Raw genomic sequence first — 12,127 nt, 5'->3', positions numbered from 1 at the left:
CCGATACCATTTTACACGAAAACAAAATGTATTTCAATACAAGAAAAAGAAAAACCGAAGCTCTTGATTGCTCAAGATCTTCGGCGCCCCTGCCAAGGATTCTTCTGACTACTGTCCCTACTGTATCCTTGTATCATCGGCGTGACAGGATTTGAACCTGCGACTTCTACGTCCCGAACGTAGCGCTCTACCAAACTGAGCCACACGCCGTAATTCGGGGACAACTACTGTCCCCGAAGAAATACTATAAAATATTTTTCCAAAAATGTCAACTGTCCATTTCAAAAAAAGCCAAAAATGTCAGCTTCAAAAAGAAGTTGTCATTATTTCTGATATGCCTCAACATGACTGGCAATGTCATCAAACAATTTCTGACGAAGTGCGATGACATACTCTTTTGCTTTGTCTAAGTCAACCATTTCCTTTACTGCCTTATCACGTGTTGTGATCTCAACCTTTGATTCCTTTAAGTTTCTAGGGCTGACAACCACACGGATCGGTGCACCGATCAGATCTGCGTCAGAGAACATAGCACCCGGACGGACATCTCTGTCATCATATATTGTCTCAATGCCGGCATCCTGCAGACCGGTATACATGTCATCCGCAACCTTTTTGCACTCTTCGTCGTCGGCACGCAGACAACATACTTCTACCTCCCAAGGAGCAATGGAAATTGGCCAGATTGGACCGTATTCGTCATGATGCGCCTCACAGATAGATGCGGCCATACGTCCAACTCCAATACCATAGCAGCCCATGATCGGATTCTTTAACTCGCCGTTTTCATCTGTATAGGTCATATTCATTGCCTTAGTATACTTCGTTCCAAGCTGGAAGATATTACCTACTTCAATACCTCGTTTGATTGTAATAGCAGGCTTGCCACAGCATGGGCATACACTGCCAGCTTTTACTTTTGCAATGTCAACATATTTTACATCTTTCAGATCTCGATTTAAATTGAGTCCTGTATAATGATAACCCTCTTTGTTTGCTCCGGCAACCATAGACTCGATCCCCTGCAATGTCAGATCCAAATAATATTCTACTTCTTCCGAAATTGCATATGGTCCGATATAGCCGGCTACTAAGCAGGAATCTTCTGTAATCTCTGCCGGATAGATCTCTTCGCCAACCAGATTGCGCAGTTTTGTCTCATTAATCTCATAATCACCGCGAACAAAACCAACAACAAACTGACCATTGCTTGCCTTCTGATAAACAACCGCTTTGCAGGAACTTTCTACATCGCTGTGCAGGAATGCACATACATCTTCGATTGTTTTGCAGTCCGGAGTCTCGATCATTGCAAGCTCTGCCTGCTCCCCGATCTTGTCACCGGAAACACAGTTTGCAGCTGCTTCCATATTGGCACGATAATCACATTCCTCACAAAGAACGATGGAATCTTCTCCTACCGGTGTAAGAAGCATATATTCATGTGATATATTACCGCCCATCATACCGGAATCCGAAGCTACGGTAACCACTTCCGGAATGCCTGCTTTCTGGAAAATGCGATTGTAGGCCTGATAACAAACATCATAATATTTTTCCAAATCTTCCTGGGATGTATGGAAAGAATATGCATCTTTCATCGTAAATTCACGCACACGGATCATTCCTGCACGAGGTCTTGCCTCATCACGGAATTTGCGCTGAAACTGGTAGATCATAAACGGATATTTTGTGTAGGACTGTGCATATTCTCTGACAAGCTGAACAGCAGCCTCCTCATGCGTCATTCCCAATACCATTCGTGCATCATTGCGGTCTGTAAAACGCAGCAACTCGCTGCCAACACTTTCGTAACGTCCGGATTCATCCCATAAATCTGCAGGAAGCACAACAGGGAATAATACTTCCTGTCCGTCAATAGCATCCATCTCCTGACGGATAATGTTCTCAATCTTGCTTGTTACACGACGCAATGTCGGGAACTCCGAATATATACCATTGCCGACATATTTCATATAACCACCACGCACCATTAATGCATGGCTGTCGATCACACAGTCTGATGGCTTTTCCTTAAAACGTGATCCCACTAAATTTGCAACTTTCATTCTTCTACCTCATTTCTTATCTCTATTGCCTCATTTTTTGTAGCATAAACCTTGTCTTTTGTCAAGATTACCGTACATGAAACCCTCGTTCCTCCCGATCTAACGGAATCGTTTTCCGACGAAGATCCTCTACTTGAATATAGGTTCCCTGATTGATCAATTTGAGCATTTGATTCAACTGTTCTAACGTTCCTTGTGCTTCCATTTCAACCGTTCCATCCCAGTCATTTCGAACCCATCCGGTAATTCTGAGACCATTCGCAACATATTTTGCGCGGTATCGAAATCCAACTCCCTGCACTCTGCCAAAAAACACATAGTGCTCTCTGATCCTGTTTTCTTCCACGGAACGTCCCCCTTCCTTTTGTGAATATAGTCAGGGCATAAATCCATTATTTACTGTAAAGACATGATCTTTTCTGTCATACGCAGTGCGCGTACATTTTTCTCAACGTCGTGCACACGGACCATATTCCAATGATTCAACGCCGCTAACACACTCGTTACCATCGTCCCCTCTTCCCGCTCCTCAACCGGAAGATCTAACGTAAGACCGATCACCGATTTTCTGGAAGTTGCCAGAAGAAGCGGTAATTCAAAATCCAAAAAAGTATCTAAATGTGCTAACACCGCCAAATTCTGCTCGTATGTTTTGCCAAAGCCAACACCGGGATCTAATATGATCTGATCTCTCGCTATGCCTGCCGCATCTGCGAGCATAAGCGATCTTTGCAGATCTTTCTTCATGTCGATCAGAAAATGCCCATATTCTGCTTTTGGACGATTATGCATAATGCAGACCGGTTTGTGGTGTTTTGCGACGATCTCCGCCATCGTACCGATCTCCCAAACAGATTTGCAGCCTTCCTGTGCAAATAGCTCATCATAACGCAGTCCCCATATATCATTTGCCATGTCTGCACCTGCAGACAGTCCTGCGTCCATAACGGGTGCCTTGTAGGTGTCCAACGATACCGGTACATCAAATCGTTCTTTAACTTTTCGTATCACTTCTGTCACACGCTCGATCTCTTCTTCCACGGTTATCTTCTGATAACCGGGTCTTGTTGATTCTCCTCCGATATCTATAATATCGGCACCCTGCGCGACCATTTCCTCCACATGCGCCAAAGCCTGATCTAAATGATTAAACTTGCCGCCATCCGAAAACGAGTCCGGTGTTACATTCAAAATGCCCATCACATATACATGATGTCCGTCAAATTGATATTGTTTTGTTCCTATCTGCATGATTCATACCTTCCTACCACATACTTTGCGGTGAATATTCCTTACAACCGGTAAAGAATGATCCATATTACTGTCATCCTATAAAGATCGTGTCAAAAAACAACACTACATTATCATAGCATAATTTACTATCAGTCGACAATAGTGCTGATCCAAATCCCTTTGCGGATCAAACCATAGCCAATTGCGACTTTGATCAGATCTAACGACTGAACAATGGCATAGATCACAAACACAGACAACGGCGTTGTTAAACACAACACTGCTGCTACCGGCACTGTCACGACCCATGAAAATACACTATCAAACAAAAAGGTGATCACTGTCTTTCCACCGGAACGCAAAGTGAAATATAAGGAATTTAGCAGCCCCTGTATTGGGAAAAATAATGCTGTGATCACAATAAATGTCTGACCATACCCCCGTACCTGTTCGGTCGTATCGTATACTTTTGGAAAAATCCCTGAAAAAGCGATCAAAATAACGGTGAGGCCCACACAGACAAAACAGGTAAACCACATCAAATGAAACGCATTTTCTTTCGCTTTCTCAAACTTCCCGGCTCCAAGTGTCTGACCGGATAAAATTCCCACGGCAGAGCCTAATGCAACAAACACAACATTAAGCAGGTTACAGATAACATTAGAGATGGTAAGTCCCGCAACAATCTCTAAACCTTTGGTTGAATAACACTGGGTCAATGCCGCTAATCCTCCTGCCCACAAAAACTCATTAAAAAAGATAGGCAGACCTTTTTTGATCATCAGAATTGATATTTCCTTAGGGATGCGCATCGTTCGGTAAATACCGATCAGAAAACTGTGTGTTCTACGCTCATAATGTGCCCACGCTACCACGATCACGCACTCAACGATACGTGCTAACAATGTTGCGATCGCAGCTCCTTTTACTTCAAGTCTTGGCATTCCAAATTTGCCAAAGATCAACAGGTAATTAAACACGATATCAACGATAACGGATAGTATCCCGGCAATCATTGGTTTGACGCTATATCCGGTCTCTCTTAAGCTGCTGGCGTATACCTGCGTAATACTAAAAGGCAGCAGCGTAAACAACATGATCGTCATATATTCTTTTCCCAGATGCATGGTAAGCGCTGCATCCATCTGCGCACTTTCACCATGTAGATACATACTGATCAAGGTTTCTCCACTTGTCATAAAAATAAGCGTTCCTATAATAACACATGCGAGACATATCCAGAGCTTGATACGAAAGGTATGTCGAAATCCCTCCTCATTTCTTTGTCCATAATATTGTGCTCCATAGATACCCGGACCTGATATTCCTCCGAATATTGCAAGGTTAAACACAAAGATCAGCTGTCCTACAATAGAAACTGCGGTCATCGATTCTGTGCCCAGCTTTCCCACCATAACATTATCAACCAATCCCACCATATTCGTGATCCCGTTTTGGATCATCATCGGTACCGCAAGCAATAACGCTCTTTTATATATTTCTGTTCTTTTGGTTTGTTCCCTCATTCTATTCCTCCATTTCACCTGCTTCCGACATAAAACGCTGTACCGCACCCTGAATGGACAACGAGCCACAGATTATCGTATTTTCTCCAATCTGTAATGTCTGATAAAGCGCATCCGACATCGTGCGAACATCTTGTATATCTTCCAAAGATAACCTGTTCTCTCCAAACTTCTGTGCTGTCTGCCATATCGATTTTGCCAATTTACCGCTGTCAAGCCCTCTGGGACCCGGTGCAGTCACGGTCAAAAAACGCTTGGCATACGGAAGCAGAATATGAATCATTTTTTGATACTCTTTATCCGCAAAAACACCCATAATAAATTGCCATTTTTGTCCCGGATAATATGCTTCTAAGCTTTGTACAAGCCGTTTGGCAGCATCCTCATTATGTGCTCCGTCCAATAAAATGATCGGCTTCTTGCAGATCACTTCCATTCTGCCGGGCCACCGGCTGGAATATATTCCCCATTTCATACTCTCTTCGTTGATCTTTGCAAAGCCAATCGACTGCATGCACTGTGCGGTTTCCAGTGCAAGTGCTGCATTATCGATCTGATACAATCCCGGCGTAGATAACACATAGGACCGGTCACGGTAATAAAACTGCGTCTCTTCGCAGGAATGGATCTGTACTTGTCCCACCGATTGCACCAGATGCAAATGTGCACCGGTTTCACGACATACACGCTCTAATAATGGCTGTAATTCTTTAGGCGGTGCAGATACGACCTGTGCTCCCTTCTTAATGATCCCATATTTTTCTTCAGCAATCTCCGTGACCGTTTCTCCTAAAACCGCCATATGATCTCTGCTGATCGAAGTAATCATACAAAGCAGCGGATCGGTAATAAAATTCGTGGCATCCATTCTTCCCCCAAGACCACATTCGACTAACATGACATCCACATTCCAGTCCACACCCTGCTGCATTGCCAATATCGTCTCAATCTCGAATGCAGTAGGATGATGATATCCCTCTTTGACCATCTGCTCGCAAAAGACGCGCAATTTAGTCAGCAGCTTTGCTGCTTCCTGTGCTGAGATCGTAACTGACTGCTCTGTATATGGCTCCCATTTCTGAACACGCTCCAAATAGTGCGTTGTCGGTGACACGTAACGTCCCACACGATATCCCGATGCCGCCAAAATACCAGCCAGATAATTTCCTGCAGACCCTTTTCCATTGGTTCCTGCAATATGCACAATCTGCAATTTTTTATCCGGTCTATCCATATATTCCGCTAATCTTGTGACTTCCTTCAACGAATAGTCACTTCCGAGATTTCCCTGAATATGTGCAATATAATTACGTGCTTCCTCATAATTCATGTCCATTTCCTCCAACTGCTATACGAGATCAAAACTCCTCAAAAAAAGGATCGTTACCCCAAAATTTTCAGAGTAACGATCCGGCAAATTGTGTATCGTACTACATTATTTGATGATACGTACCTTTAATACACCATCAATTGCATTCAGCTTATCTTCCAATGCCTTTGAAGAAGCAGCATCAATATCGAATACACAATATGAATAATCACCACGGCTCTTATTTGTCATATGTGCGATATTAATTCCTTCTTCAGCAAATACATTGGTAAACTGTGTCAACATCGTTGGGATGTTTTTATGTGCAACTGTAATACGTCCTTCTGTATTGCAGACACCTGCATCACAATTTGGATAGTTTACAGAATTGATGATATTACCATTCTCTAAAAATTCACGAAGCTCATGTACTGCCATAACGGCACAGTTATCCTCTGACTCTGCTGTAGAGGCACCGAGATGCGGTGTTGCGATCACATTCGGCATCTTAACAACGGCTGGATTTGGGAAATCTGTTACATAACGACGCACCTTTCCAGACTCCAAAGCAGCTTTCATGTCATCATCATTTACCAAAAGATCACGTGCAAAGTTCAAGATAACAACGCCATCCTTCATCTGATCGAAAGCTTCCTTGTTGAGCATTCCTTTTGTCTCAGGAATATAAGGAACATGAATTGTAATATAATCACATACCTGATACAACTCATCGTAAGATTTTACAACGGTAACATCTCTGGAAAGAGATAACGCATTATTAACGGATAAGAATGGATCTACACCATAGATCTCCATTCCGAAATGTCTTGCCACATTAGCAACTAACACACCGATAGCTCCAAGTCCGATAACACCAAGTTTTTTGCCTTTTAACTCTGTACCGGCAAAATTCTTCTTTGCCTTTTCCATGGATTTGGAAATATTTTCATCATCAGCGTTGTCCTTAACCCACTGCATTCCACCTGCAATATCTCTGGCAGCCAAAAGCATACCGGATACCACCATCTCTTTTACACCGTTTGCATTTGCACCAGGTGTGTTAAATACAACGATACCCTGATCCGCACATTTATCCAATGGAATATTGTTGACACCGGCACCGGCACGTGCGATAGCACAGAGCTTATCAGAAAGCTCCATATCGTGCATCGCTGCACTTCTAACAAGCACCACATCAGCCGCATTCACATCATCTGTCTTTTCATATTGTCCATCAAAACCATCTAAGCCAATCTGTGCGATCGGATTTAAGCAACTATACTGAAACATTACGCATTTTCCTCCTCGAACTTCTTCATAAACTCAACCAACTTCTCTACGCCCTCTTTTGGCATTGCATTGTAAATGCTGGCTCTCATTCCACCTACGGTACGATGACCTTTCAAGTTAACAAAACCTGCTTCTGTTGCCTCTTTGACAAACTTAGCATCCATATCTGCATCACCTGTTACAAACGGAACATTCATCAAAGAACGATCTTTTGGCACTACCGTACCCTTGAACAGTTTACTCTGATCCAAGAAGTCATACAGGATCTTTGCTTTCTCTTCGTTGTGCTTCTTCATAGCCTCTAAGCCGCCCATTTTCTTGAGCCACTTAAATACCTTACCGCAAATGTAAATACCATATGCCGGTGGTGTGTTATACAGAGACTGTGCATCTGCATGTATTTTGTACTGTAACATTGTTGGTGTACCTTCCAAAACATCTTCTGTAATAAGATCCTCGCGGATGATCACAATGACAACACCTGCCGGTCCGATATTTTTCTGTACACCGCCATAAATCACGCCATACTTTGTGACATCTACCGGTTCTGACAAAAAGCAGGAAGATACATCTGCAACTAATGTCTTACCCTTTGTGTTTGGCAGCTCTTTGTATTTCGTACCATAAATTGTGTTATTTTCACAAATGTATACATAGTCGGCATCTTCGGAGATCGGCAGATCCGAACAGTCTGGGATGTACGAGAATGTTTTATCCTCGGAGGAAGCGATCTTATTCGCTTTACCATATTTGGAAGCTTCCTGCCATGCCTTCTTTGCCCATTGTCCGGTTACAATGTAATCAGCAACCTTGTTCTTCATCAGATTCATCGGAATCATTGCAAACTGCTGTGAAGCACCTCCCTGAAGGAAGAGTACCTTGTAGTTATCCGGAATATTCATCAGATCACGCAGATCCTGCTCTGCGGTCTTGATAATATTATCATACACTTTTGAGCGATGACTCATTTCCATAACGGACATGCCGGAACCCTGATAATCCAACATCTCATCTGCTGCTTCCTGCAATACTTCCTCTGGCAATACTGCCGGTCCTGCTGAAAAATTATAAACTCTGCTCATTTTTCTCCTCATTTCTGTATACGCATATTTTTATTGAATTTTTGCGGCGCATACTACGCAAAAACCAAAACGGTCCGGGAATCCCCTTTCCTTTTGTCACTTTGTAAATATATGAAACCCTGCTATGTATCATGAATATCAAAACATTCAACTCTTCCACTAAAGCCTACTCGAACTTCGTGTCAGACTATACCAGGATTAACACGCTTACTGCTGTTTTTGCAAATCTTTCTCATCAAAACAGTCTTCTAAGTTCTTACCCGGTGCAACCATCGGGAATACCTTATCATCACTCTCGATCACAACCTCGATCACAACCGGACCTTTTGTAGAAAGTGCTTCTTTGATTGCTCCCTCAACCTCTTCCTTCTTTGTAACTCGGATCGCTTTCACCCCAAGTGCCTCAGACAGTTTGATATAATCAACTTTGTCATTCAGTACCGTCTGCGAATAACGTTTTCCATAGAATAACGTCTGCCACTGGCGAACCATTCCAAGCACCTGATTGTTAATAATAACCTCAATAATCGGAATGTTATAACGGCTTGCAGTTGCTAACTCATTCATGTTCATGCGGAAGCATCCATCTCCGGCAATGTTAATAACACGTTTATCCGGACAGCCGACCTGTGCACCCAGTGATGCACCCAATCCATATCCCATTGTTCCAAGGCCACCGGAAGTAATCAGTGTACGTGGATGTGTATAGTGGTAATACTGCGCCGCCCACATCTGATGCTGACCAACTTCCGTACAAATGATCGTCTTATCACTGTCTGTCAACTCGTCCAACTTCTCCATAACATATGGACAAGTCAATCCCTCCTCAGAATAAGTCATTGGCAGTGCATCCTTTCTTGCCATCACCTTATCCATCCACTCTTTATGATACATCTGTTCCATGCGCTCATTCATACGCTCCAAAACAGCTTTCACATCACCAATAATGCTCATATCAACCGATACATTCTTGTTGATCTCCGCTTCATCAATGTCAATCTGAATGATCGTTGCATTCTTCGCATAGTTTGCCGTATTGCCTGTCACACGATCAGAGAAGCGGGATCCAACAACTACCAGCGCATCGCACTCTGAAACACTTAAATTGGCAGTCTTTGTTCCATGCATTCCAAGCATTCCCACATATCGGTCATCGGTACCCGGAAATGCACCTTTACCCATTAACGTATCCGTTACCGGTGCGTCTACTTTTTCCACAAATTCCTTAAGTTCTTTATCCGCACCTGAGATCACAGCGCCGCCACCAACGAATACCATCGGTTTCTTGGCATTGCGCAGTACCTTGATTGCCTCATCAATAACAGCATCGTCAATATTTTCTGTGCTGCGTTCGATCTCTTCCGGAACTTTCGGCTCATATTCAGCTTTGTCACTCGTTGCATTTTTCGCAATATCGATCAAGACCGGACCCGGTCTGCCGGATTTTGCGATCGTAAAGGCACGACGGATCGTATCAGCCAATTTATCAACTTCCTTTACCAGAAAGCTGTATTTCGTAATCGGCATTGCCACTCCGGCAATATCAATTTCCTGAAAAGAATCTTTACCCAGTAACGCCTTGCCAACGTTACATGTAATAGCAACCAATGGAACAGAATCCATATAAGCTGTCGCAATTCCGGTAACTAAATTAGTTGCTCCGGGTCCGCTTGTTGCCATACATACACCGACTTTACCTGTTGCTCTGGCATATCCATCTGCTGCATGAGATGCTCCCTGCTCATGAGATGTAAGGACATGTCTAATTTCATCCTGATGACGATATAATTCGTCATATATGTTCAGAATAGCACCACCCGGATAACCGAATACTGTGTCTACCCCTTGTTCTTTCAAACATTCTATCACAATCTGTGAACCTGTTAATTGCATGACTTTCCTCCACTCTTCTACTGAATCTGTAAAATTGCTCCCTTATCTGCTGATGTAACCATCGACGCATAGCGTGCCAAATAACCACTCTTGACCTTCGGCTCTCTTGGCTGCCATTTTGCACGGCGCTCTGCCAAAACTTCATCAGAGACTTTGACATTGATCGTATTTGCCGGGATATCAATTGCAATAATATCGCCTTCTTCGACTAAAGCGATCGGACCGCCAACGGCTGCCTCTGGAGAAATATGTCCAATACTTGCTCCACGTGATGCACCGGAAAATCTTCCGTCTGTGATCAATGCTACACTAGAGCCAAGTCCCATACCAGCAATTGCAGAAGTCGGATTCAACATCTCACGCATTCCGGGACCACCCTTAGGTCCCTCATAGCGGATAACTACTACGTCTCCGGCAACGATCTTGCCACCCTTGATAGCCGCAATAGCGTCTTCCTCGCAGTCGAACACACATGCCGGGCCTTCATGTACCATCATCTCCGGAACTACTGCAGAACGTTTTACCACGCCGGAATCCGGTGCGATATTACCTCGCAGTACTGCAATTCCGCCAGTCTCGCTATATGGATTGTCAATTGGACGGATAACTTCCGGATTGCGGTTGACACAATCTTTAATATTCTCTCCTACCGTCTTACCGGTAGCAGTAATAAGTTCTGTATTTAATAAGCCCTTCTTGCTCAGCTCATTCATAACAGCATAGACACCGCCTGCCTCGTTCAACTCTTCCATATAGGTATGTCCTGCCGGCGCTAAATGACACAAGTTCGGAGTCTTTGCACTGATATGATTTGCGATATCTAAGTTAAGTTCTACGCCTGCTTCATGTGCGATTGCCGGAAGATGAAGCATTGTATTTGTAGAACATCCAAGTGCCATATCTACAGTCAACGCATTCATAAATGCCTGCTCTGTCAAAATATCTCTTGGACGGATATTTTTCTCCAAAAGTTCCATGATCTTCATTCCCGCATGCTTTGCAAGCTTGATTCTCTGAGAATATACAGCCGGGATCGTACCATTGCCCTGCAATCCCATACCGATCGCCTCTGTCAGGCAATTCATACTGTTAGCAGTATACATACCGGAGCAAGAACCACATGTCGGACAAGCATTGCATACATAATCATTTACCTGTTCCTCTGTCATCTTACCTGCCGCATGAGCACCAACTGCCTCAAACATAGAAGATAAAGATGTCTTGTTGCCCTGAACATGACCGGCTAACATCGGGCCACCGCTGACAAAAATTGTTGGTATATTCAATCTAGCAGCTGCCATCAACAGACCCGGAACATTTTTATCACAGTTTGGCACCATGACCAATGCATCAAACTGATGCGCCAATGCCATACACTCTGTGGAATCACAGATCAGATCTCTCGTTACAAGAGAGTATTTCATACCGGTATGTCCCATCGCAATACCATCACACACTGCAATCGCCGGAAAAACAATTGGAGTTCCACCAGCCATAGCAACACCCATTTTAACAGCATCAACGATCTTATCAATATTCATATGTCCCGGCACGATCTCATTGTAAGAACTCACAATACCGATCAACGGCTTTTCCAATTCTTCTTCTGTAATTCCTAATGCATTAAACAACGATCTCTGAGGTGCTGTCTGCATTCCCTTCTTTACTGCATCACTTCTCATAATAATCACTTATTCCTTTCCAGACCTGCCATTTGAATCTGCA

9 protein-coding genes and 1 tRNA gene are annotated in these 12,127 nt (G+C 43.5%); all 10 read right to left on the bottom strand.

Annotated features, from left to right (window positions below; genetic code table 11):
* Positions 1-136: 136 nt before the first annotated feature.
* A tRNA-Pro gene (locus tag ACSAJE_RS01705) sits at positions 137-210 on the bottom strand.
* A 113-nt stretch (positions 211-323) separates the two neighbouring features.
* Positions 324-2,069 carry a proline--tRNA ligase gene (locus ACSAJE_RS01700; protein WP_458009530.1) on the bottom strand — a complete coding sequence of 582 codons (1,746 nt, stop codon included), beginning with the start codon at positions 2,067-2,069 and terminating at the stop codon, positions 324-326.
* A gap of 67 nt (positions 2,070-2,136) precedes the next feature.
* Entirely contained in the window at positions 2,137-2,415 is a 279-nt protein-coding gene (locus ACSAJE_RS01695) for an acylphosphatase (protein WP_022025469.1), read from the bottom strand.
* Positions 2,416-2,465: 50 nt separating this feature from the next.
* Entirely contained in the window at positions 2,466-3,320 is an 855-nt protein-coding gene (folP, locus tag ACSAJE_RS01690) for a dihydropteroate synthase (RefSeq protein ID WP_118690131.1), read from the bottom strand.
* A gap of 131 nt (positions 3,321-3,451) precedes the next feature.
* Positions 3,452-4,828, bottom strand: coding sequence for an MATE family efflux transporter (locus ACSAJE_RS01685; protein WP_118690130.1), 1,377 nt, complete (start codon positions 4,826-4,828; stop codon positions 3,452-3,454).
* A gap of 1 nt (position 4,829) precedes the next feature.
* Complete coding sequence (locus ACSAJE_RS01680) at positions 4,830-6,158, bottom strand: bifunctional folylpolyglutamate synthase/dihydrofolate synthase (protein ID WP_458009529.1); 1,329 nt, start codon at positions 6,156-6,158, stop codon at positions 4,830-4,832.
* 105 nt (positions 6,159-6,263) lie between these two features.
* Positions 6,264-7,427, bottom strand: a complete 1,164-nt coding sequence (locus tag ACSAJE_RS01675; protein WP_022025473.1) for a phosphoglycerate dehydrogenase — start codon at positions 7,425-7,427, stop codon at positions 6,264-6,266.
* Complete coding sequence (gene serC, locus ACSAJE_RS01670) at positions 7,427-8,509, bottom strand: 3-phosphoserine/phosphohydroxythreonine transaminase (RefSeq protein WP_022025474.1); 1,083 nt, start codon at positions 8,507-8,509, stop codon at positions 7,427-7,429. The genes ACSAJE_RS01675 and serC overlap by 1 nt, the downstream gene beginning before the upstream one ends.
* A gap of 207 nt (positions 8,510-8,716) precedes the next feature.
* The gene (gene ilvB / locus ACSAJE_RS01665; RefSeq protein ID WP_458009528.1) at positions 8,717-10,402 is read right to left on the bottom strand and encodes a biosynthetic-type acetolactate synthase large subunit; all 1,686 of its coding nucleotides are present in this window, start codon (positions 10,400-10,402) and stop codon (positions 8,717-8,719) included.
* Between the two features lie 17 nt (positions 10,403-10,419).
* On the bottom strand, positions 10,420-12,084 hold the full coding sequence (gene ilvD / locus ACSAJE_RS01660) for a dihydroxy-acid dehydratase (RefSeq protein ID WP_458009527.1): 1,665 nt from the start codon (positions 12,082-12,084) through the stop codon (positions 10,420-10,422).
* Positions 12,085-12,127 lie beyond the last annotated feature (43 nt).

It is taken from the genome of Jutongia sp. SJQ-6 (assembly GCF_054161275.1).
The sequence above is the reverse complement of the archived record's forward strand: the minus strand, read 5'-3'. Positions and strand labels throughout refer to the sequence as shown.

What these genes read in the sequence shown, in the direction of transcription:
- ACSAJE_RS01675 (WP_022025473.1), bottom strand. Translation starts at nt 7,427, where the DNA reads ATGTTTCAGTATAGTTGCTTAAATCCGATCGCACAGATTGGCTTAGAT.
- ilvB (WP_458009528.1), bottom strand. Translation starts at nt 10,402, where the DNA reads ATGCAATTAACAGGTTCACAGATTGTGATAGAATGTTTGAAAGAACAA.
- ACSAJE_RS01700 (WP_458009530.1), bottom strand. Translation starts at nt 2,069, where the DNA reads ATGAAAGTTGCAAATTTAGTGGGATCACGTTTTAAGGAAAAGCCATCA.
- serC (WP_022025474.1), bottom strand. Translation starts at nt 8,509, where the DNA reads ATGAGCAGAGTTTATAATTTTTCAGCAGGACCGGCAGTATTGCCAGAG.
- folP (WP_118690131.1), bottom strand. Translation starts at nt 3,320, where the DNA reads ATGCAGATAGGAACAAAACAATATCAATTTGACGGACATCATGTATAT.
- ACSAJE_RS01680 (WP_458009529.1), bottom strand. Translation starts at nt 6,158, where the DNA reads ATGAATTATGAGGAAGCACGTAATTATATTGCACATATTCAGGGAAAT.
- ilvD (WP_458009527.1), bottom strand. Translation starts at nt 12,084, where the DNA reads ATGAGAAGTGATGCAGTAAAGAAGGGAATGCAGACAGCACCTCAGAGA.
- ACSAJE_RS01685 (WP_118690130.1), bottom strand. Translation starts at nt 4,828, where the DNA reads ATGAGGGAACAAACCAAAAGAACAGAAATATATAAAAGAGCGTTATTG.